Annotated in this window: 18 protein-coding genes and 1 riboswitch; of the genes, 12 read left to right on the top strand and 6 right to left on the bottom strand. The window is 64.0% G+C overall.

The features are described from left to right. Positions 1–38 precede the first annotated feature (38 nt). Complete coding sequence (locus tag HU218_RS09675; protein WP_174874736.1) at positions 39–2,618, top strand: putative bifunctional diguanylate cyclase/phosphodiesterase; 2,580 nt, start codon at positions 39–41, stop codon at positions 2,616–2,618. A 124-nt stretch (positions 2,619–2,742) separates the two neighbouring features. On the opposite strand, the gene HU218_RS09680 is transcribed toward HU218_RS09675, so the two are convergent. Continuing rightward, positions 2,743–4,047, bottom strand: coding sequence for a hemolysin family protein (locus HU218_RS09680; protein WP_174874737.1), 1,305 nt, complete (start codon positions 4,045–4,047; stop codon positions 2,743–2,745). Positions 4,048–4,182: 135 nt separating this feature from the next. Further along, positions 4,183–5,424 (bottom strand): MFS transporter, encoded by a 1,242-nt coding sequence (locus HU218_RS09685; protein ID WP_174874738.1) that lies wholly within the window; start codon positions 5,422–5,424, stop codon positions 4,183–4,185. Between the two features lie 101 nt (positions 5,425–5,525). On the opposite strand from HU218_RS09685, the gene HU218_RS09690 reads away from it, so the two are divergent. From HU218_RS09690 to yiaY, 5 genes are all read left to right on the top strand, one after another. Beyond that, positions 5,526–6,434, top strand: a complete 909-nt coding sequence (locus tag HU218_RS09690; RefSeq protein ID WP_174874739.1) for a LysR family transcriptional regulator — start codon at positions 5,526–5,528, stop codon at positions 6,432–6,434. A gap of 61 nt (positions 6,435–6,495) precedes the next feature. Then, on the top strand, positions 6,496–7,560 hold the full coding sequence (locus tag HU218_RS09695) for a PLP-dependent cysteine synthase family protein (RefSeq protein WP_174874740.1): 1,065 nt from the start codon (positions 6,496–6,498) through the stop codon (positions 7,558–7,560). 147 nt (positions 7,561–7,707) lie between these two features. After that, positions 7,708–8,400: a substrate-binding periplasmic protein gene (locus HU218_RS09700; RefSeq protein ID WP_174874741.1), complete on the top strand. Its 693-nt coding sequence runs from the start codon at positions 7,708–7,710 to the stop codon at positions 8,398–8,400. Positions 8,401–8,712: 312 nt separating this feature from the next. Next, a complete protein-coding gene (locus tag HU218_RS09705; protein ID WP_174874742.1) occupies positions 8,713–8,952 on the top strand; it encodes a vir-repressed protein in 240 nt (79 codons plus the stop codon). Between the two features lie 279 nt (positions 8,953–9,231). Beyond that, positions 9,232–10,362 (top strand): L-threonine dehydrogenase, encoded by a 1,131-nt coding sequence (yiaY, locus tag HU218_RS09710; protein ID WP_174874743.1) that lies wholly within the window; start codon positions 9,232–9,234, stop codon positions 10,360–10,362. Between the two features lie 107 nt (positions 10,363–10,469). Here the strand turns inward: yiaY and HU218_RS09715 are convergent, their stop codons facing one another. The 3 genes from HU218_RS09715 to HU218_RS09725 all read right to left on the bottom strand — a co-directional run bounded on the left by HU218_RS09715 (position 10,470) and on the right by HU218_RS09725 (position 17,016). After that, positions 10,470–13,361, bottom strand: a complete 2,892-nt coding sequence (locus HU218_RS09715) for an adenosylcobalamin-dependent ribonucleoside-diphosphate reductase (protein ID WP_174874744.1) — start codon at positions 13,359–13,361, stop codon at positions 10,470–10,472. A gap of 191 nt (positions 13,362–13,552) precedes the next feature. After that, the gene (locus HU218_RS09720; protein ID WP_174874745.1) at positions 13,553–16,858 is read right to left on the bottom strand and encodes a DUF748 domain-containing protein; all 3,306 of its coding nucleotides are present in this window, start codon (positions 16,856–16,858) and stop codon (positions 13,553–13,555) included. 2 nt (positions 16,859–16,860) lie between these two features. Beyond that, positions 16,861–17,016, bottom strand: a complete 156-nt coding sequence (locus tag HU218_RS09725; RefSeq protein ID WP_174874746.1) for a hypothetical protein — start codon at positions 17,014–17,016, stop codon at positions 16,861–16,863. Between the two features lie 32 nt (positions 17,017–17,048). Between HU218_RS09725 and HU218_RS09730 the strand changes: the two genes are divergently transcribed. From HU218_RS09730 to HU218_RS09755, 6 genes are all read left to right on the top strand, one after another. Further along, positions 17,049–17,210 carry a hypothetical protein gene (locus HU218_RS09730; protein ID WP_174874747.1) on the top strand — a complete coding sequence of 54 codons (162 nt, stop codon included), beginning with the start codon at positions 17,049–17,051 and terminating at the stop codon, positions 17,208–17,210. A gap of 16 nt (positions 17,211–17,226) precedes the next feature. After that, complete coding sequence (locus HU218_RS09735; RefSeq protein WP_174874748.1) at positions 17,227–18,567, top strand: glutamine synthetase family protein; 1,341 nt, start codon at positions 17,227–17,229, stop codon at positions 18,565–18,567. Positions 18,568–18,673: 106 nt separating this feature from the next. Next, entirely contained in the window at positions 18,674–19,360 is a 687-nt protein-coding gene (locus HU218_RS09740) for a ParB-like protein (RefSeq protein ID WP_174874749.1), read from the top strand. Between the two features lie 67 nt (positions 19,361–19,427). Beyond that, on the top strand, positions 19,428–20,579 hold the full coding sequence (gene earP, locus HU218_RS09745) for an elongation factor P maturation arginine rhamnosyltransferase EarP (protein WP_174874750.1): 1,152 nt from the start codon (positions 19,428–19,430) through the stop codon (positions 20,577–20,579). Positions 20,580–20,636: 57 nt separating this feature from the next. Further along, positions 20,637–21,200, top strand: a complete 564-nt coding sequence (gene efp / locus HU218_RS09750; protein WP_174874751.1) for an elongation factor P — start codon at positions 20,637–20,639, stop codon at positions 21,198–21,200. A gap of 101 nt (positions 21,201–21,301) precedes the next feature. Continuing rightward, a riboswitch (yybP-ykoY riboswitch) is annotated at positions 21,302–21,471 on the top strand. Continuing rightward, positions 21,472–22,032 (top strand): TMEM165/GDT1 family protein, encoded by a 561-nt coding sequence (locus HU218_RS09755; RefSeq protein WP_217450778.1) that lies wholly within the window; start codon positions 21,472–21,474, stop codon positions 22,030–22,032. A 67-nt stretch (positions 22,033–22,099) separates the two neighbouring features. On the opposite strand, the gene HU218_RS16915 is transcribed toward HU218_RS09755, so the two are convergent. Further along, a partial coding sequence (locus HU218_RS16915) for a methyl-accepting chemotaxis protein (protein ID WP_246210946.1) occupies positions 22,100–23,123 on the bottom strand: 1,024 nt, incomplete at its 5' end.

Below are 23,123 nucleotides of genomic sequence, written 5' to 3' on the forward strand. Positions count from 1 at the left end.
ATATATTGCAGTAGCTCCTGAACCCGGTGTCGACGTCCTTGTCCCCCTTCTCTTCTACTCCGCTGCCCAGCAAGAAGCTGGGCTGGATGCTGTTACTGCTGCTGGCGATGCTGGGCGGCATCGTGCTGTTCTATCACCATGCCAACCAGCGCATGGCCCGCGAACTGGGCAGCATCAACAACACCCAGGCGGCCAACCTGCGGGTCAGCAGCCAGATGCTGAGCCTGCTGGGCACCATCCAGAATCAGCTCAGCCAGCTGCTGGAAGAAGACAACGACGACTCGTTGCAATACCTGGAAGTCAACCGCCGCATCGCCAGCATCGAAGCCCGGCTGGCACAACTGGAGCACCTGCCGCAGCAGCTGCAACCGCCGTCGCCGGATCAGGCTCGGCACGATGAAATCCTGAAACTGCAGCAGCAAATCGGCCGCAATCTGGAGAACTTCAGCCAGCAGGTCAGCGGCCTGCTGTTACTGGTGCAGGCCGACACCCGCCATGCCAAACACCAGGCGATTTTCGTTACCCGCCAGGTACGCGACGACATGGAGCAGCTGTCGGATCTGGTACAGCTGCAAGAACAGGCCACGCAGCAGGCGGTAGACAGCAATCTGCGCGCGACCTCGATCCGCTTCCAGCTGGTAGAGATTCCGCTACTGTCGCTGATGCTGGTGGTCCTGCTGCTGATGCTGGGCACCTTCCGCCGCATCGGCGGCCAGATGCGGCTGACCGAGCGTACCCTGCTGCAACTGAGCGCCGGCGACACCGCCATCAGCCTGCCACCGCAACCGGAGCCGGCATTCCAGCCCATCGTCACCGCCCTGCTGCGGTTTCGGCAGTCGCTGGAAAGCAATCGCCAGGCGCAACAGCAACTGGAGCAGCAGGTCGCCGAGCGCACGGTCCACCTGATGACGGCCAACAGCCAGCTGGAAGGGGAGATTGCCCAGCGCCGCGAGGCGGAACGGCACCGCCGGCTGTACGAGATCGTGTTCCGCAATACCGACAACGCGGTGCTGATCACCACCCCGGACACCTGCATCATCACTGCCAACCAGGCCTATCTGCAGATGACCGGCCTGCAACTGGATGAGCTGATCGGCAAACATCCGCCGATCAGCCGTTCCGGCCACCAGTCCAGCGAGTTCTACCAGCAGCTATGGCAGGAGCTGTCGCACCGCGGCCGCTGGCAGGGCGAAATCGTCAACCGCCATGTCGATGGCGCACTGGTGCACGCGCTGCTGACCATCAACGCGCTGTACGACGAGGACGGCAGCCTGACCCACTATGTCGGCATCCTGTCCGACATCACCCAGATGAAAGCGGCGGAAAACCAGCTGCGGCGCATGGCCTACTTCGACCCGCTGACCGCGCTGCCCAACCGGGTAATGCTGAAAAACCGGCTGGAACACGAGATCGAGATCGCCCGCCAGAAACGGCAGAGCTTCGCGGTGATCATGCTCGACCTCGACCGCTTCAAATTCGTCAACGACACCATGGGGCACAAGGCTGGCGACGAGCTGCTGATGGACGTGGCCGAGCGCCTGCGCGGTACGGTGCGCATCGAGGATACCGTGGCGCGGTTGTCCGGCGACGAGTTCTGCATCGTGCTGCGCGACAGCAAGCCGAGCGAGGTCGCCGTGATCTGCGAGGCGCTGCTGCAGGTGCTGGGCCTGCCGTTCCGCCTCACCGAACGCGATGCCGAGATCGGCGGCAGTCTGGGCATTGCCATGTATCCGGAGGATGGCGACAACGTCACCACCCTGCTCAAGCACGCCGATGCCGCCATGTACCAGTCCAAGGCTACCGGCCGCAACCGCTACAGTTTCTTCGAGGCCGCCATCGGCGAGAAGCTGAAAGAGGAAATGGCGCTGTTCACCCACCTGCGCAGCGCCGTCAAGCAGCGCGACTTTACCCTGCACTACCAGCCGGTGGTGCCACAGCAGCCGGGCCTCGCACCCTATGCCGAGGCCCTGTTACGTTGGCCGCAAGGCGGAAGCAGCGCCTCGCCGGCCATATTCATCCCGTTTGCCGAGAACCATGGTCTGATCGAGGCCATCGGCGACTTCGTGCTGGATAGCGCCTGCGACTTTGTTGCCCGCAGCCGCGATGCCGGCCAGCCGCTGACACTCAGCATCAATCTGTCGCCCAAGCAGCTGGCGCGCGGCGACCTGGCCAGCAAGCTGACACAGCTGACCCTGGCACGCGGCATCGATCCGTCGTCGCTGGAGCTGGAGCTGACCGAGTCCACCCTGATCCAGGACCTGGCCGCCATCAGCGGCGTGTTGACCGAGCTGCGCACGGCCGGTTTCCGCATTGCCATCGATGACTTTGGTGCCGGCTACTCCTCGCTCAACTATCTGGTGGAACTACCGGTGGACAAGGTGAAAATCGACCGGCGCTTCATCGGCAACCTGGCTGAAAATCCGCGCAACCAGGCGGTGGTGATTGCCATCCTGCAACTGGCACGAGCCATCGGTGTGCAAACCGTGGCCGAAGGGGTGGAAACCTCCGAACAGCTCGCCTTCCTGCAGCAGCATGGCTGCCACTATGTGCAGGGTTATTACCTGGCACGGCCGATGCCGGAAGAGAACTACCTGAGCTACTGCCAGCAGGCACAATAAGCCTGCCGACCTGCGGCTATACGCCAGAGCAGTTGCGCCCTGCCGGCCGGCCACAGGCCAAAACCTGCGGCCAACATGACAACGCCCCGCAACAGCGGGGCGTTTGACTTACAACGGCAGGGGCTTACTGCGCGGCTTCGGCCTCTGCCGGCGGCGCGATTACCAGCACCTTGTCGACACGGGTGCGATCCATGTCCACCACCTCGAACACAAAGCCGTGCCACTCTACCTTGTCGGCAGCGACCGGCACCTTGCCCAGCATGAACATCACGAAACCGCCCAGCGTCTGGAAGTCACCGGACTCCTCGCCCTCGATGCTGTCCAGCTCGAAGTGCTCCTTGAAGTCGTCCAGCGCCATCATGCCGTCCACCAGCCAGCTGCCGTCATCGCGCTGCACGATTTCCTGATCGCTGTCGGAAATATCGGTCGGCAGATCGCCGACGATGGCTTCCAGCACATCGTTGATCGATACCAGGCCCTCGATCTCGCCGTACTCGTCCACCACCAGCGCGGTGTGGTTGCGGGTGCGCTTGAACTGCTCCAGCAGCTGCATCGGGCTGATGGCTTCCGGCACGTACAGCGGCGGATGCGCCAGCCCTTCCAGCGTTACCGATTTGTCTTCCAGCAGGCGGTGCAGCAAATCCTTGGCCTGCACGAAGCCCAGCACGTTCTCGAAACCGCCCTTCACCAGCGGGTAACGGGTAAACACGCTGCCGCGCACGATGCGCAGGTTGTCCTCGATCGGGTCTTCCGCATCCAGCACCACGATATCCTTGCGCGGCGTCATGATGGCGACCACCTTCTTCTCGTCGAGACTGAAGATGTTTTCCACCAGCTCCTGCTCGGCACGCTCGAAGATACCCTCTTCGGCCCCCTGCTCCATCAGCACCTTGATTTCTTCTTCGGTAATGGACGGGTCCTTGTTCTTTTTCACCCCCAGCACGCGCAGCACCGCCTCGGTGGACAGGCTCAGCAGCCGCACCAGCGGCGAGGTGAAGCGCGCCAGCTGCAGCATGGGGCGGGCCAGAATGGAGGCCAGCAGCTCAGGGTTCTGCATGCCGATGCGCTTGGGCACCAGCTCGCCGATGATCAGCGAGAAATAGGTAATACCGATGACGGTAACGCCCAGTGCGATCGGGCGCGCCAGTTCCGCCAGCAAGGGCACGGTTTCGAGATAGGCCTGCAGACGGTCGGCCACGGCGGCTTCACCGAAGGCACCGGACAGAATGCCGATCAGGGTGATGCCGATCTGGATGGTGGAGAGGAAGCGGGTCGGCTCTTCGGCCAGCCGCAACGCGGCAGCGGCGCCGCGGTTGCCTTCGTCTGCCCACTGCTGCAGGCGAACCTTGCGCGAGGAGACGATGGCGATTTCAGTCATGGCAAAAATGCCGTTAAGCAAAAACAGGACAACTAATATGAGCACGTCCATTGGACCGGGATACCCCTGATACACAGAAGGCTACATTCTACATGCCCACGCCGATTTCACCAGCCGCCCGGCATGGATAGCGGCCAGGCAGCCGGCAGCGTGTGCAAATCGCCCCGGCTCCCTGCCACAAACCGGCTAGTGGCTGGCCGGCTGCAGCGGCTCCACGCTGCGCAGCTGCCAGGTCAACCACAGGCACAGGGCCAGCAACGCGGCGATCAGGCCGGCCACGCCCAGCCAGCCGTCCAGCCGCCACATCAGGCCGGAGCCGGAGCCGATCAGCGCGGAACCGACATAGTAGGAAGTCAGGTAGAACGCCGAGGCCAGACCGCGGGCGTGGCTGGCCCTGCGGCCAACCCAGCTGGCAGCCACCGCGTGGGCGGCGAAGAAGCCGAAGGTAAACAGACCGACACCGATCACCACCAGCCACAGACTATTGGCCAGGGTCAGCGCCAGTGCCGGCAGCATCAGCGCCACCATTTTCCACAACACCTCGCGGCGGCCCAGGCGGTCGGCCATGCGCCCAGCCACCGTGGAGGCTGCCATGCCCACCACATAAAGCAGGAAGATCAGACCGATGGTGCTCTGGCTCAGCGCAAACGGCGCCGCCTGCAGGCGGAAGCCCAGATAGTTGTACAGGCTGACAAAGCCGCCCATCAGCATGAAACCCAGCACAAACAGCCGCGCCAGACCGGCATCCCGCCAGTGCTGACGGCTATCGGCAATCACCCCGCGCAGCGACACTTGCCGCGCCACGAAACGGCGCGACTCCGGCAGCAGCTTCCAGAACAGCAAGGCGGTGAAAGTACCCAGCACCGCCTGCGCCAGCATGCCGTTTTGCAGGCCGGCGGCATCGGCCACTACCGAAGCGAGGTAGCGACCGCTCATCCCGCCCAGCGCGTTACCGGCAATGTACAGCCCCACCGAACGCCCCAGCGAGCCAGGCTCCAGCTCTTCCGACAGATAGGACAGCGCCAGCGCCGGCAAACCGGCCATCACCACGCCGAACAAGCCGCGCCACAGCAGCAGCCAGCCGTAGCTGTCGCTGAACGCCGCACACCATGACAGCAGCACGCCCAGAAACAGCGACGCCACCATCATGCGGGTACGGCCAAAACGTTCGGCCAGCAGGCTGGCGGGAATCAGCATCAGCGCCATCGGCAAGGTCGCTACCGACAGCACCCCGCTGGAGGCCGCCGGCGACAGGCCGTAGTGTGCGGCCAACATCGGCATCAGCGGCTGGACGCCATACAACAGCGAGAAAGTGGCAAAACCACCGGTGGCGGCAGCCCAGGTGGCTCGCCACCAGGCAGTGGAGCCGCCGGCATGCGGCTGGGCGGAAAGGTTGGCCGCAGAGGCGGCGCAGGTCGCGCTAGACATCACAACACCACACACAACAGATTCGATACCGCCAGCGTAGGCTGGCAGTAAAACAAGGTCCAATATATATTTCATCGTTTTTTAAGACGAAAAACATATCAATGGAACTACGCCATCTGCGCTACTTCGTCGCCGTGGCCGAGGAGCTGCACTTCACCCGCGCCGCGGAACGGCTGCACATCGCCCAGCCGCCGCTAAGCCAGCAGATTCGCGCACTGGAAGAAGAACTGGGCGTGCAGCTGTTCGAACGCCACCAGCGCGCGGTGCGGCTGACCGTGGCCGGCGAACGCTTTCTGCTGCGCGCCCGCACCCTGCTGGACGACGCACGGCTGGCGGCCGACGAGGCACGCCGTGCGGCACGCGGCGAGATCGGCGAGCTGCGCATCGGCTTTACCTCGTCGCTGCCGCTGATGTCGGTGCTGCCGGCGACCCTGCAGCAGTTCCGCGCCCGCCATCCGGAAGTGGCGCTGCATTTTCACGAACTGTTCACCCGCGAGCAGTTCCAGCAGTTGCGCCAGCGCAAGCTGGATGTCGGCGTGGTGCGTTTCAATCACGACGAGGACACGCCGGGGCTGGAGGTGCGCGAAGTGAAGCGCGACCGGCTGAGTGTGGTGCTACCCGCCAGCCACCCGTTGGCCGCGCGCGACAGCATTGCTATTGCCGAACTGGCCGGCGAGCGGATAATCGGCTACCCGGCAGGCAACGGCAACTGGCTGAATACCCGGCTGCACAGTCTGGCGCGGCAAAACGGCTTCGAGTGGCAGGTACACCAGCTGGCCGGCGAAGCCACCACCCAGATCGGCCTGGTGGCCGCCGGACTCGGCATCGCCGTGCTGCCGTCGCCGCTACAATGCGTGCAGCTGCCGGATATCCGCTACCTGCCGCTGCGCGATGCCGATGCCTACATGACCCTGGCGGTAGCCTGGCGCCAGCACGACAACTCGCCGCTGGTGACTGCCCTGGTCACCACCCTGCTGGCCATCGGCCAGCAGCAGAACACAGCGCGCTAAGCACGGCGGCCAACCTTGCCGCCATGCACGCAACCAGCACAACACCATAACGGAGATACTCATGAGAACCTGGCTGATGCAGGCCGTGCGCAAGATCGAGGCGGACTTCAACCGCTCCAGCGACACCCACCTGATTCCGCTGCAGATTCCGTCGGCACCCGACATCCAGCTGTATTTCAAGGACGAGTCCACCCACCCCACCGGCAGCCTCAAGCACCGGCTGGCGCGCTCGCTGTTCCTGTATGCCCTGTCCAATGGCTGGATCAGGGAAGGCACGCCGGTGATCGAGGCCTCCAGCGGCAGCACCGCGGTGTCGGAAGCCTACTTCGCCCGTCTGCTGGGGCTGCCGTTCATTGCGGTAATGCCGGCCACGACCTCGCAGGAAAAGATCCGCGCCATCGAGTTCTACGGCGGCCGCTGCCATCTGGTCACCGACCCGGCCACCATCTACGACGAATCCATGCGCCTGGCACATGAGCTGAACGGCCACTACATGGATCAGTTCACCTATGCCGAGCGTGCCACCGACTGGCGTGGCAACAACAATATCGCCGACACCATCTTCAAACAGATGGCGCTGGAGCCGCATCCGGAACCGACATGGATCATCAATGGCGCCGGCACCGGCGGCACCAGTGCCACCTTTGGCCGCTACGTGCGCTACCAGCAGAAAAACACCCAGATTTGCGTGGTGGACCCGGAGAACTCGGCGTTCTACGCCAGCTATGAAAGCGGTGACGCCGGCTGCACCTGCGAGGGCGGCTCCGGCGTGGAAGGTATCGGCCGCCCGCGGGTGGAACCGTCGTTCATCCCGACGGTGATCGACCGCATGATCCGCGTACCCAACGTCGCCAGCTACGCCGCGATCCACTTTCTGGAAGAAGTGCTGGGCCGCAAGTGCGGCGGCTCCACCGGCACCAACTTCTACGGCGTCTGCGTGCTGATGGACGAGATGCTGCGTCGTGGCGAGAGCGGCAGCATCGTCACGCTGATCTGCGACGACGGCAACCGCTACCTGAACAGCTACTACGACGCCGGCTGGCTGGCGGCGGGCGGTTACGACATCCAGCCGTGGCTGCAACGCTACCGCCAGTTCTTCCACAACGGCCAGTGGTCGCTCGGCTAGGAATGCGGCCAACCATGCCAGCTGAATGCAGCATGCCGCGGGTGGAACGTCTACGCTGGAAGCAAGCACTACCCGCTGCCGGCACACGACCAGACGCCTTCACCTGGCCGGCATGATGACCAACCGTTGCCCCAGCAAGGATATGCAATGCCCCGCTGCCTGCCCGCCCTCGCGCTGTTCTGCCTGCTGCCGCTGGCCCATGCCCAGCAGGCACAACTGCAGATCGCCATCGACGCCAACAATCCGCCATTCATGTACGCCGACCGCAGCGGCCGGCCGGCCGGCTTGTATGCCGAGCAGCTGCAGGCACTGTCCAAACGCAGCGGCATCGCCATCAGCATCGAGGCGATGCCGTGGAAGCGGGCGCTGGCGTATCTGGAGCGCGGCAGCCACGGTGTAGCCGGCATCTACAGCAATGCGGAGCGGCAGAAACGCTACCTGTTCAGCAAACCGCTGCACCAGGAAGTGCTGATGGTTTACGGCCGCAAGTCCGCCGGCACCCCGCGCTACAGCAGCATTGCCAGCTTCGGCGGCCGCCGCGTCGGCGTGCTGTCCGGCTGGTTCTATTCCGAGGAGTTCAGCAAGGCGCGCGACAGCGGCGCACTGCAGGCCGACGAGGCCAGCCGCGACGCGCAGAACGTGGAAAAGCTCAGGCTCGGCCGGCTGGACTACATGATCGGCATCCGCGAGAGCATCGCGCCACTGATGGCAGACCAGCTGGAAGAGCTGGGAGTGTTTGCCACCAATCCCACCTATATTGCCCTGCCGCGTAGTGCGGCCAACCTGCAGCTGTTACAGCGCATCAACCAGGCACTGCCGCCAGTAGGCGACGCGCCCTGAAGCGCCGGCACGACCCGGCCCGGCCGCACGCGGCGGCGCGGCTGTCATCAAGTCAGTACAGCCTTAATAATTGTTAGCAGCTTTCCACTAGGGCCGGCGCCCGTCCTGGCTTATGCTCGGAATGCCTGCGCCACCGGCTGTGCGCCAAGCCTGTCCGACAGGCCGACCCTGCCAGCCATGGTGGCAACAAGCGGCACCCTTGCTGCCGCCACCCTCCCCCGCGAGCGGGGCCATCGCCGCCACGCCGGCCGCCAGGCACCAGATTCCGGGTATGCCCGCTACGGGACTACCCCTGCCAATTCGGAGAACACCATGAGAACCCTGTTAATCGCCCTGATCGCCGCAGGCAGCCTGTCTGCCTGTGTAGTGCAGCCGGCCCGCGTGCAACTGCGCTCGCCCATCGTGCTGGAACCTGCCCGCATCGTCGTGCCGGTATACGGCGATGACGGCGGCCACCATCACTGGCATGGCGACGACGACGGGCGCGGTTACTACTACGACTACCGCGGTGGCTTCTGCCCACCGGGACAGGCAATGAAAGGCCGTTGCTGAACGTTGGCCGCCGACACGCAACCGCCGCCCCTTGGGCGGCTTTTTTCATGCTGCGCCACGATTGGTATCGATACCAAGCAAAAACAATCTCTGTCAGCAATAGCGGCCACCGGTGACGGGCAAGCATGCACCGTCAGCCGCCAGCAGAGCACCGCAGCGAGCGTAAGCAGCAACACGCGGCAACTTCAAAACAGGATTTTGCTTGATATGGCGCAAGAAGGCACAGAGCGGAAAGCGTAGCCTGACGGCATGAAATCGTTTCCATGAAAGGACAAGAAAATGGCTGTCAGCGAATTCCACATCCCTGCCCTCAACCTGATGGGCGCCGGTAGCGTACAGAAGGCGGTCGACGCGATGCAGGCCCGTGGCCTGCGCCGTACGCTGATCGTGACCGACGGCGGCCTGGTCAAAGCCGGCCTGGTGGCGCAAGTACAAAACCAGTTGGCCGCAGCGGATATCCAGTCTTTCGTGTTCGATGGCGTGCAGCCCAACCCGACCACCGCCAACGTGGGCGCCGGTCTGGCGCTGCTGCAGGATAAAGCCTGCGACAGCGTGATTTCGCTGGGTGGCGGCTCCCCGCACGACTGCGCCAAGGCCATCGCGCTGGTGGCGGTGAACGGCGGCAAAATCCAGGATTATGAAGGCGTGGACAAATCGGCCAAGCCGCAGCTGCCGCTGGTGGCGATAAATCCCACCGCCGGTACCGCCAGCGAGATGACCCGCTTCTGCATCATTACCGACGAGTCGCGCCACATCAAAATGGCCATCGTCGACAAGCACACCACCCCCGTGCTGTCGGTGAACGACCCGGAAACCATGCTCGGCATGCCGGCCAGCCTGACCGCCGCCACCGGCATGGACGCACTGACCCACGCGGTGGAAGCGTATGTATCGACCGCGGCCACCCCCATTACCGACGCCTGCGCACTGAAGGCAGTGAGCCTGATTGCGGCCAACCTGCGCACCGCCGTCAGCAACGGCCAGGACATGGCAGCGCGCGAACAGATGGCCTATGCCCAGTTCCTGGCCGGCATGGCGTTCAACAATGCGTCGCTGGGCTATGTGCATGCGATGGCGCACCAGCTGGGCGGCTTCTACGATCTGCCGCACGGCGTGTGCAACGCGGTGCTGCTGCCGCACGTGCAAGCGTTCAATGCCCGCGTGGCGTCGGCCCGTCTGGCAGATGTCGCCGTGGCACTGGGTGCCGAGCCAAGCGCCGAGGCGGCACTGGCGGCCATCCGCCAGCTGGCGGCCGATGTCGGCATCCCGGCCGGTCTGACCCAGCTGGGAGTGAAGGACGCGGACATCCCGACGCTGGCGGCCAACGCACTGAAAGACGCCTGCGGCCTGACCAACCCGGTGCAGCCTAGCCAGGCCGAGGTGGAAGCGATCTACCGCGCCGCACTGTAAGCCCGCCATCACGCCCCCGCCCTGGTCGACAGGCCGGGCCAAGCGCACAAGACGACAGCCATGAAAAAGCCGCCCCGAGGGGCGGCTTTGTTTTCCGCGATCAGCCGCTAGCCGCAGGCGCCGACGTGGCCGCAGGCGGTGCAGAACTCGCAGCCGTCCTTCTTGATCAGCGCGCGGTTGCCGCATTCCGGGCAGGCCTTGCCGGCCATCTGCGCCGGCGCCACGCTGACCACCGCGCTTTCAAACAGGTCGCCCTGCTCCGGCACCATTACCCCCATTTCCTCCACCGGCACACCGTCCTCGCTAAGGATGCCCAGCATGGCGTAGCGGTGAATCACCAGCCGCGCCAGGTAGGCCTCGGTGGACGGCCAGCTCTGCGACTTGTCGCTGCCCGGGGTGCGTGCGAAGAAGTCGGCCTGCGGCTCGGCATAGCTCAGCAGCTTGCGCAGCTTCATACCGATCCACGCCGGGTCGATCACCCGCATGTCGAGGCTGAGCATCTTGCACAGCCCGTCCAGCTCGCGCGGGTAATGGCCGGCCAGCCACAGCGAGTACGGCCGGCGCTGGCCGTTGGGCAGTACCAGCTCCTTCACGAACAGCACGAAGTCGTCGCCCGTCTGCGGGTTGTTCACGTCCACCGACCAGCTGATGGTGCCGTCGGTGCCGGATTTCGGCTCCTTGCGCGCAAACAGCGCGTCCATCACCGGGGTGGCATCGCCGGCGGCCAACGTCAGCGCCCCCAGTTGCTCGACGCGGTGCTTCACCACCCGCCCCAGCGCGGCGGCGGCGGCGCTGCTACCCACCGGACCATCACCCAATTCTGCACGGTAGTGGCGGTCACCGCGGGTGGCGGCCAGCGCGTCCAGCTTGGCCCCCAGCCAGGCGCGGTCGCGGCAACGCATGTCCATCGACAGTGTCTTGGCAATCGCCCCCAGGCCGCGCGGCACGTCGCCGTTGACCCAGCATTCGAACGGCAGTGGCGCTTCGCCCGGCTGCTGGCCTTCGATATGGCCGACCATCACCGCGAAGTCGCCCTCCTCGCCTTCCACCATGAAGGTCCACGACGGGTTGCCATGCTTGAGCTTGGGACGGTGCGGCCATTTCAGGCTGGCCAGTGCCGGGCTGGGCGCGGTATTCAGCGTGATGCGGCGGTCCGGGTCGTTCTGGTTGCCCAGGTCCTGCGGCAGCTGCTGGCTGCCTGCGCTGCCAGACGCAGGGTTGGCCGCAGGCGTCGGCTCCACCGACAGCACCGAACCCAGCACGCTGTTGGGGCGATAGGTGGTGATGCCCTTCAGCCCGGCACGCCAGGCCTCCAGGTACAGGCTTTCGAAGTCGGAAAACGGGTAATCCGCCGGCACGTTCACGGTCTTGGAGATGGCGGTATCCACGTACGGCGCCACCGCCGCCACCATGCGCATGTGGTCCAGCGCGCTCATTTGCAGTGCGCTGACGAAGTAATCCGGCAGCGCATTGGTATCGCCGCCCTGCATGCGGTACACGCGGTAGGCATGGTCTTCCACCAGGTATTCCTGCTGCGTGCCGTCAGCCATGCGCTTCTTGCGGGTGTAGTACCAGCTGAACGGCGGCTCGATGCCGTTGGAGGCGTTGTCGGCAAACGCCAGCGAGATGGTGCCGGTGGGCGCAATGGATAGCAGGTGCGAGTTGCGGATGCCGTGTTTGCGGATACGCGCCTTGATTTTGTCCGGCAGGCGGCTGGCGCAGTGCGGCGCCGCCAAGTATTTGTCGGCGTCGAACAGCGGGAAGGCGCCCTTTTCAATGGCCAGATCCACCGAGGCGTCGTAGGCGGCGTCGCGCATGTGTTCGGAGATGCTGGCGGCCAACCTGCGGCCTTCTTCGCTGTCGTAGCGCACCCCCAGCATGATCAGCGCATCGCCCAGGCCGGTAAAACCCAGGCCAACACGGCGCTTGTTCTGCGCCTCGCGCTGCTGCTCCTGCAGCGGCCACACGGTGAGATCCAGCACGTTGTCCAGCATGCGGATCGACATGCGCACCACCTTCTCGAACGCCTTGTAGTCGAAGTTGGCCGCCGAGCCGAACGGCTGGCGCACGAACTTGCACAGATTGACCGAGCCCAGGTCGCAACAGCCGTAGTCCGGCAGCGGCTGCTCGCCGCAGGGGTTGGTGGACTCGATCACCTCGCAGTAGGACAGGTTGTTGTCGGCGTTGATCTTGCTCATGAACAGCACGCCCGGCTCGGCGTGGTCATAGGTGGAGTGCATGATCTGCTGCCACAGCTCGCGGGCACGCACCTTGCGGTATACCCACAAGCCATCGGCGCGCTGGTAACTGTCGGGGAAGGCATCATTGGCTGGCGCCACCGCGTGGGTCAGCTCCCAGTCGCCATCCGCGTCCACTGCCTGCATGAAGGCGTCGGACACGCCCACCGAGATATTGAAGTTGGCCAGGTCGCCCTGGTCCTTGGCGTGGATGAAGGCTTCGATGTCCGGGTGGCTGACGTCCAGCACGCCCATCTGCGCACCGCGGCGCGCGCCGGCGGATTCCACCGTTTCGCAGCTGCGGTCAAACACCCGCATATACGATACCGGGCCGGAAGCGCGGCTGTTGGTACCCTTCACCCGCGCACCCTTGGGACGGATGCGACTGAAGTTGTAGCCGACGCCACCACCGCGGCGCATGGTCTCGGCCGATTGCAGCAGTGCTTCGTAAATACCGACCTTGCCGTTCTCCGACTCGGACACCGCATCGCCCACTGGCTGCACGAAGCAGTTGATCAGCGTGGCCTTGAGGTCGGTACCGGCGGCGGAATTGATGCGGCCACCGGGAATGAAACCGCCATCCAGCGCCTCGAAAAACAGCGGGGCGAAACGTTGCGGATCCTGCTCCAGCGCAGCCAGTGCCTGCGCCACGCGCTGACGCACTTCCGTTACCGACTGTTCGCCGTTCTTGGCGTACTTTTCCAGCAAGACTTCGCGTGAAATATCCTGTTCCGCAAACACGGCATTGTTATCCCGGTTCATGCCACCTCCGCTAGATGTGGTGTCAGAAAAAAAGCAGTCTAACTAGATACAGTGTCCCATGCCCTTGATATTAGGCAATGCTGCCCTAGCGGACAGCCTGCGGCCAACCCGGTGCGGCAGTACTGCAACAGCCATGCAAAACGACTGCGGCCGGACTGTCATCCAGTCCGGCCGCATGGTCAAACACCTGCTTATTTCAGCTTCAGCAACAGCGGAATGCCATCCTTGTCCGCCTTCACGGTATCCGGTTCCAGCACGCTGATACGCTCGGCCAGCGTCGGCTGCGCCTGCAACAGCAGCTGCTGCGCTGCTGTGCCGCGCGCCTTGGCCAGCGCGTTAAGGGCCGCCTGATCGACTTTCTGTGCCGCCAGCAACTCCTGCCGCATCGCCTGCGAACGCTCGGCGGTGTCTTTCTCGGTGGCAACCCGTTTCAGCCAGGCAAAGCGGCCGAACTGCGCGGCATAGACATCGCCCACTGCCTTGCGGATGGCAGGATCTCCCATGTCCGGCAGCGGCAGCGGCTCGTCGGCCTGCAGCTTGTAGGCCGCACGCTTGAGAATGTCGCTGTCGACACGGTAACGCGCCAGCTCGCGGCTATCCTGCGTGCTGTCGTAGCCGCCACCGATCGCCAGCATCAGCTTGGGCCGCTTGACCATCAGCTCGGCCAGTTTGCCCAGCTTCTCGCGCTCCGGCGGCGGGATGCGGTCATCGCCGGCATCGGCGTAGATCGCGTCGAAGCCCTCGCCGCCGAACAGCGCGCGGAACGGTGCGGTAACCACCTTGGTCAGGATATTGCGCAGCGCCTGCCACACCAGATGGCCGTAGGAGAAGTCCGGCGCATCCAGGCTGCCGGCCACCGGCAGCGACAGGTCGATACGGCCGTCGCTGTCTTCCAGCAACGCCACCGCCAGCCGCAGTGGCAGGCGGGTGCCTTCGTAGTTGGCCACCTCGCCGCCCAGCTTGATGTTATCGATCACCACGCGGTTGTCGCCGTTAAGCTGGCGATCCTTCAGCAGGTACTTCAACTCGGTCGTCAGGCGGCCATCGGTGATCTGCCAGCCGGCAAAGGTCATCGAGTACGGGTTGAGGCTGCCCAGCGGGATGTTGCGGAAGTTCAGCGTCATGTCCAGGTCGCGCGTCACCTCGAACGGCGACAGTGCGCCACGAATACGCACGTCGCCGAACTGGTCGACACGGCCGTCCAGCGTCACCGTGCCGCGGCGGCCCGGCTTGCTGGACAAGCCCAGCACGGTGCCGGACAGCGAGTGGATGCGGGTACCGAAGCTCGGCTGCAACCCCAGGTCGGCAAAGTCCATGCGCGCATCGCGCACGCGGATGGCGCGCACCTCCACCACCGGCGCGGCACTGCCGCCGCCCTTGGCCGGCGCCGCCGCTTTGGCGGCAGTTGCCGGCTGTGGCTTCATCAGGTGGGCAAAGTTGGGCACCCGCTTTTCATCGAGGATAAAACGCAGCTGTGGCGCCACCAGACGCACATCGGAGATGTTCACCTTATCAGGCTGCGCCTTGATGCCGGACACCGCCAGCTGCTGCCAGCCCAGCAGCGGCTCGCGCCGCCCCGGCTCGAACAGCGCCAGTTTGTCCAGCTGTGCCTTGCCGTCAGCCTGCCAGCGGCTACCCGCCAACGCAAAGCCCAGATCGGCCGACACTTCGCCGCCGCCAAAACGCAACACGGTCTGCTGCAGTGCATACGGCGCTACGCCGGCCAGCGGCAGATGACTGGCCTGCAGCTGACCCTTGATGTCCTGCAGGTTGGCCGCAAGCGAGGCATCCAGCTGCAACTTGCCTTTACCGAGTCCGGCCGCCAGTTGCAGCGCCCAGCCCTGCTGCGGGTCACCGGCCGCCTTGGCGGCAATATCGGCCAATTGCAGCGTTACCGGCGTGGCAGTAGTGCTATCGCGCCAGCTGACGTTACCGCCCTCCAGCAGCAGCTGCGGGTAGCGGATCTGCCACGCCGCGCCGGCTGCCGCTTTGTCAGTGCCTGCCGGCGCTTTGGCAGCAGTGCCGGCGCCGCGCTGGCGCAGGGCCTCGGCGACATCCAGCTTGCCATCCTTGCTGCGGTTAACCACCAGCTGCAGGCCCTGCAGCGTGATGTCGCCCGCTGCGATGCGGTGTTTGGCCAGATCCAGATTGCTGCTGGCGAGCTTTACGCTGGCGAGGGTGGCAAACGGTGGCTGCTTGCCACTGGCGGCAAGCAGTTGCGATAGAGCCAGCGTAGCGTCCTGCACTGTCAGCCCGCCCTTGTCATCGGCGTTGATGGCGGCCTGCAGGCTGTCGAGCTTCAGGCTGGCGAACAGTGGGGCGCTAAAGCCGTTATGCGTCGCCCGCAGCTGCCAGTTTTCCAGCCGCAACTGCGGCAGGCTGACATGCCACGGCGGCGCGGCCGCGGCGTTGGCCGTCGCTTTGGCGGGCACGTTGGCCGCAGGCCGGGCGGCGGGTATCGCCGCCAGCCAGTCCGGCCGGCCCTTGTCATCCAGCACCGTGGCCACTTCGCCTCCCGCCAGGGTCAGCTTGCCCAGCACCACGCGGTGGTTGACCAGATCGAACTGCCCGCCAGTCAACTGCAGGCTGGCCAACTTGAACGGGCTGCCACTGACAGGTGCGGCCAACGCCAGGCCATCCAGCCGGGCGCTGAAGCCGCGCGACCAGGCACTGGCCGACACGCCAGCCAGATCGAAGTGGTACGGCACGGTCAGCGACAGTTTGCCCTGCGGTGCGGCCAACTTGAGATGCGGCTGCACATACGGCCAGATGCTGGCCAGGGTGAAGCCCTCCACTTTCAGCTCGCCATCCGACTGCAAGGGCTGCAGCAGCAGGCTGCCATGCCATGCCAGTTTGGTGCCGTCGTCCAGCTCTGCCGCCAGCTGGTAGCGTCCCTGGTTTTCCGGCAGCGTGGACAGGTTCTGCAGCTGGAAATTGAGCGGCAACAGCTGATGCTGGACATCGCCGCCCAGCGCATCCTGCAGATGCGCCTGCCCCTTGTTCAGTGCCAGCTGGCGGATCAGCAGCTTGGGCGGGCCGGACGCTTTCTGCTGTTGCGGCTTGGCCGGGCCGCTGGCATCACGCAGCAGCCGGTTCCAGTTCCATTCGCCCTTGGCATCGCGCTCGGCCCACAGCTGCGGGGTATCCAGCGTGATATCGGAGAGCTGGATGCGGCCGATCAGCAACGGCAGGCCTTCGGCATCCACGTTCAGGCGTGCGGCGCTGAACAGCGGGCTGCCATCGCGGTCGCGCAGCGCCACATCGTGCAGTGTCAGCCGCAAGGCCCACGGCGCAAACTCCACTTTGCCCAGCGTCAGGCTGCGGCCAAGACCTTTGGCCCAGTTACCGGCGGCGTAATCTACCGCCCTGGGTACGCCGACCCACAAGCCGGCTTGCAGCGCGGCCAGCGCAGCAACGGTCCAGGCCAGGCGGCGGCCCCAGCGGCGCGCGGCGGATGGCGGGGTTGCCGGGCGTTCCGGCGATTCGGCATCACTCATAATTAAACAGTCCTGTCGTACGGGACATGGTTGTCGTCTTTCTTCCACAGCAGCCAGCGGTAAACATGCGGCGCAGTTGCTGCCACATGCCCGCTGCTTTTAGCATGACGTTCTGCCGATGATGATTTTAAACATCGAATATCGGCGGCAATTTTCATCTCTCATTCTATACCGCGAAAGGACACGCATTTTGATTGATCTGTACGGGTTTGGTTACCAACGCCAGCCCCTGCCACGCCATCCCAGCGACCAGCGCCTGTGCGCCACGCTGGCATTTCTGACCCTGGCGCAGCGCCGCAAGACGCTGCTGAACCACGAGCGGCGGACCACCAGTTCCGGCGCGCATACCTGATCCTCGAGACCTGTTTATGAGCCATGACCCGCAAGCAATCCAGCAATGGCTGGACGACCATCACATCACCGAAGTGGAATGCCTGATTCCGGACATGACCGGACTGGCCCGCGGCAAGATCGTGCCGCGCCACAAATACAATCCGGCCGAGGGCCTTCGCCTGCCGGAAGCTGTTCTCTCCATGACCGTAACCGGCGACTTTCCCGAGCAGGACTTCACCTCGGTTGCCGACCCGGACATGCGCCTGATTCCCGATGCCGGCTCCATCCGCCCGGTACCGTGGGCAAAAGAACCCACCGCCCAGATCATCCACGACTGCGTCAACTTCGATGGCAGCGACGCTGACCTCGCGCCGCGCAATGTGCTCAAACGCATCCTCAAGCTGTACGAACAGGAGGGCCTGTCCGCCATCGTGGCCCCGGAAATGGAGTTTTACCTGGTCGAGGTAGAACCCGACGAAGACATTCCGCTGCGCCCGCCGGTTGGCCGCACCAAGCGCACCGAGGCCGGGATGCAGAGCTTCAGCATCGATGCGGTGAATGAATACGACGACATCTTCGATGTGATGTACGACTGGTGCGAGGCCCAGGGCCTGCAGCTGGACACGCTGATCCACGAGATGGGCACCGCGCAGATGGAGATCAACCTGGATCACGGCGACCCGCTGGCGCTGGCCGACCAGGTATTCCTGTTCAAGCGCACCGTGCGCGAGGTGGCGATCCGCAACAATATGTACGCCACCTTCATGGCCAAGCCGATGCAGGGCCAGCCGGGCAGCGCCATGCACATCCACCAGAGCGTGGTGGATGGCAACGGCCGCAATATCTTCAGCCAGCCGGACGGCAGCGCCTCGGATGCCTTTTTCCACTTCATCGGCGGCCTGCAAACCTATCTGCCGGCGGCGATGCCGTTCTTCGCCCCCTATGTAAACAGCTACCGCCGCCTCAGCCGCTTTACCTCGGCGCCGATCAACCTGAGCTGGGGCTACGACAACCGCACCTGCGGCCTGCGCGTGCCGCATTCCGGTCCGGAAGCGCGGCGGGTGGAAAACCGTCTGGCCGGCGTGGACGTCAACCCGTATCTGGCGCTGGCCGCCAGCCTGGCCTGCGGCTACCTGGGCATGCAGCAGCGCATCAAGCCTTCCGAGCCGCTGACCGGCAGCGCCTACGAGCAGCCGCACCAGCTGCCTCGGCATCTGGATGACGCCATCGACATGCTGCTGAAGTGCAAGCCGCTGGCAGACATCTTCGGCGAGCACTTCATCCAGACCTATGGCGCCATCAAGGAAGCGGAGTACCGCGAGTTCTTCGACGTAATCAGCCCGTGGGAGCGGCGCTTCCTGCTGCTGCACGTGTAAACGCGTCTCCACACAAGGCCGGGCCGACGCCCGGCCTTGTTACATGCCGCTTGCCAGTGCCGCCAGCCGGGCTTAGCGTGGCGGTTTTCTCCGCCGGATAGCACCCATGCGTCGCCTACTGCCTGCCCTCGCCTTGCTGCTGGCCACCAGTATTGCCAACGGCGCTCCCTGCCAGAGCGATACCCGGATCGGACAATGGTGCGAGACAACGTTGGCCGCCTTGCATCCCACCCAGGGCGGCATCGGCAAGCTGCAGGTAGAGGACGAGGCTGAGGCACTGCGCGCGCTATCTGCCGACAAGCTGGCCGCCAGGATTCGCAAGAAAGTGATTCCGGTGGTGATCGGCCCGCAAGGCAAACTCTATCTGGTGGATCGCCATCACTTTGCCAGTGCACTGCTGCGCATCGGCGTCAGCAGCGCCAGCGTGCAGGTGATCGGCCGTCTGCCGCAGGCCGACACCTTCTGGCAGCAGATGAGCGCACGGCACTGGGCCTGGCTGCATGACGAGCACGGTCAGCCGCTGGCAGCGGAAGCGCTGCCAGCCTCCCTGGCGGAGCTGCCGGATTACCCCTATCGCACGCTGGCCGGCCGGCTGCAGGACGACGACTACTTCAGCAAGCGTGACGAGGTATATTTTGTCGAGTTTGCCTGGGCCAGCTGGCTGGGGCAGCAGCTGCACTGGGCTGCGGTCGATCGCGGCAATCTCAAACAGCAACTCAAACTGGCGCGCAAACTGGCTTGCAGCCCGGCCGCCAGCCAGCTGCCGGGCTATCCGGGCGAGGCCTGCCACTAGCACACAACCGCCGCTTGGTCGTCCTGCGCCACTGCGCTATGCTGCGCAGCCAATCAAGGAGACCGACATGCCACGCCAGCGCTGGGACATTTTCTGCACCGTGATCGACAACTTCGGCGACATCGGCGTGACCTGGCGCCTGGCGCGCCAGCTGGCCGCAGAACACGCTCTCGACATCACGCTGTGGGTGGACGATCTGGCCAGTTTTGCCCGCATCGCCCCGGCGCTGGATAGCACCAGCCCCGACCAGCGGTTGGGCGACATCCGCGTACGCCACTGGGGCAAACCGTTCTGCAGCGACTTCGAGTCCGCAGATGTGGTGATCGAAGCCTTTGCCTGCGAACTGCCGGCGTCTTACCAGCAGGCAATGGCGACCCGCACACACAAACCGGTGTGGCTGAATCTGGAATATCTGTCGGCCGAGGACTGGGTAGCCGGTTGCCACGGCATGGCATCGCCACACCCGCGCCTGCCGTTGACCAAGTACTTTTTCTTTCCCGGCTTTGACGAGCACAGTGGCGGCCTGCTGTGTGAAGCCGGCCTGCTGGCCGCGCGCGACAGCTGGCAGGCCGACCGGACGGCACAGGATGCCTACTGGCTGGCCCGCGGCATACCGCCGTGCCCGGCAGGCGGGCTGCGCATCAGCCTGTTCGCCTATGACACCGCCGCGGCGGCGCAATGGTCCGCAACGTTGGCCGCAGGCACGCAAGCGGTACAACTGCTGGTACCGCAAGGGCGGGTACTGCCGGACGTGCTGGCCGGCATCGGCATCACACAGCCGGCACAGCCCGGCGACAGTTTCCGTCACGGCGCACTGGAAGTCTGCGTGCTGCCGATGACCGATCAGGACGGCTACGACCGCCTGCTGTGGAGCTGCGATCTCAACATCGTGCGCGGCGAGGACAGTTTCGTGCGCGCGCAATGGGCCGGCCGGCCGTTTGTCTGGCACATCTACCGCCAGGAACAGGACGCGCACCTGGAAAAGCTGGATGCCTTTTTGCAACGCTATCTGGCCGCCATGCCGGACATCGCGGCCAACCTGATCCGCGATTTCCACCACGGCTGGAACCGCGACCAGCTGCCGGCGGCAGCCTGGCCGTCACTGCTTGCCACCCTGCCGCTCTGGCAGACACACGCCAGCCGTTGGCCGCAGCAGCAACTGGCACACGGCGACCTGGCGACGAATCTGGTGCAATTTACGAAAAAGCAGCTACAATAGCGGGTTTTCCGGAAATCCGTTTCCGATTCTGATTCAAGACTTTAGGACTTTAGACGCATGAAAACCGCTCAGGAACTCCGCGCTGGTAACGTATTCATGGTAGGTAGCGACCCGATGGTCGTTCAGAAAGCCGAATTCTCCAAATCCGGCCGCAACGCCTCCGTTGTAAAAATGAAGATGAAAAACCTGCTGACCGGCGCGGCTTCCGAAGCCGTGTACAAGGCAGACGACAAGTTCGACGTTGTGGTTCTGGAAAAGCGCGAGTGCACCTACTCCTACTTCGCCGACCCGATGTATGTCTTCATGGATACCGAATTCAACCAGTACGAAGTTGAAGCCGAGAACATGGAAGACGTGATCCCGTTCATCATCGACGGCATGGAAGACAAGTGCGAAGTAACCTTCTACAACGGCAAGGCCATCTCCGTTGAACTGCCGACCACCGTGGTTCGCGAAGTGGAATACACCGAGCCGGCCGTACGTGGCGACACCTCCGGCAAGGTACTGAAGCCGGCACGCATCAAGGGCACCACCCTGGAAATCCCGGTTCCGGCCTTCGTTGAAATCGGCAACCTGATCGAAATCGACCCCCGCACCAACGAATTCAAGAAGCGCGCCTGATCGCCCGCCTCTGTTCGAAAAAACCGGCAGCCTGAGCTGCCGGTTTTTTTTATGCGGTCAACCTTGCCGCCTGCGCTTGGCAACGGTATCATCCGCCCCATCCTGAGGGAGTAGCCGACCCGCGAGAAAGCGGGGGTCTGCGTCAACACACTTGGCGGTTCCGCCATGGCGCAGACGACATTTCTGTCTGGCAAGACTCATGATTCGTTGTGAGCGGCGGGGGCTGCATCACGGCGGGTCATGTGTCGCGTGCAGCCCCCTCGGAGTCATTATGCTTTCCCAAGCTTTCCTGCTGTCCACCGGTATCGTTGCCCTGGCCGAAATCGGCGACAAGACCCAGCTGCTGGCCCTGTTGCTGGCGACCCGCTTCAAGAAGCCCGTCCCCATCATTACAGGCATTTTCGTTTCCACTATCCTCAACCATTTTGCCGCAGCCTGGCTGGGACAATACGCCAGTGGTTTCATCAATATGCAGATGTTGAAGTGGCTGCTGGCCGCGTCCTTTATCGGCATGGCAATCTGGATGCTGATCCCGGACAAGCTGGATGAAGAAACCCGACTGCTGAACAAACTGGGCGTGTTCGGTGCCACGGTTGTCGCCTTCTTCCTGGCCGAGATGGGCGACAAAACCCAGATCGCTACCGTCGCGTTGTCGGCCCGCTATCACGACACCGTCTCGGTGGTGATGGGTACCACGCTGGGCATGATGATTGCCAACGTACCGGCGGTACTGCTGGGCGAGGTCGCCACCCGCAAACTGCCCATTACACTGGTACACCGCGTGGCTGCCGGCCTGTTCGTGGTAGTCGGCGTACTGACCTTCATGGCGTGAGCACCTGAGCTGCGCCAGTAACAAGGGGCCCGCCGGGCCCCTTTGTTACTGGCGCAGCGGCCAACGTTTACTTCTTGCTGCCGGCCTCCAGCATCACCATCGGATCGAAACCGACGCGGATCGCCCCCCAGTGGCGATTGTTCATGCTGATCGGCAGCGCGATTTCCGACAGGATCTCGCCGGTGTCGCGCATATAGGTCTGCAACAGGAATGGCTGCTGGTTGCGCGCCGACTTCAGACCGGTCGGATCATTGAACAGGCGCTTGTCGCGGCTGCCGACAAGGTCGGTAGCCATGTCGCCGGTCAGCGGCTTGGAGTAGAAACTGTTGTGGGTAGGCGCATAGCCATTGTTATCCACCATCACGCAGAATCGGCCGCCACTTACCTGCTGCACTACGCGGTCATAAATCTGCTGCAGCGACTTTTCCAGCTTCACATCGTAATTGGTATGGTACTTCGGCGGGTTGGTACCGGCGATCAGCTGGTAGCGCTGATCGAAGACATCGCATCCGTCCTTTACCGCCTGCTGCAACACTTGCTGCAATTGCTCGCGTGCCTGCCTGGCCACGGCGATGGATTCGTCCAGCACCCCTTCGCCCAGAATGAAGCGCGCCACCAGCTCCTGCACTTCCTCTGCCGCGCGCGACAAGGCAACCGACACATCCTCGGAGTGTTTCAGACTATCGGCCACCATATTGCTCAGCGTATGGATTTCCGACACGTTGGCGGTAATCTGGCGATTGCTGCTGGCAAATTCGGTCATGGTGCCGGCGATCTGCGTCATGCTGTTCGCGGTATTCTCGAAATCGCCCATCATGCGGCCGAAATGCTGCGATGAGCGGTTGATCACCTCGCGCGCCTGCTGGGTATCGCTGGTAATCAGGTTGGTCTCGTCCTTGGTGTTCTTCACCAGCCCCAGCATGCCGTCGATATTGCCGGAAATTTCGTCGGTGGCGACCTTCACCCGTTCCGCCAGCTTGCGTACCTCGTCGGCGACCACGGCAAAACCGCGGCCGGCCTCGCCGGCACGAGCGGCCTCGATGGCCGCGTTCAACGCCAGCAGGTTGGTCTGTTCCGACACTTCCTTGATC

The sequence above is a fragment of the Vogesella oryzae genome (assembly GCF_902829295.1).
GTDB classification, from domain to species: Bacteria; Pseudomonadota; Gammaproteobacteria; order Burkholderiales; family Chromobacteriaceae; genus Vogesella; species Vogesella oryzae.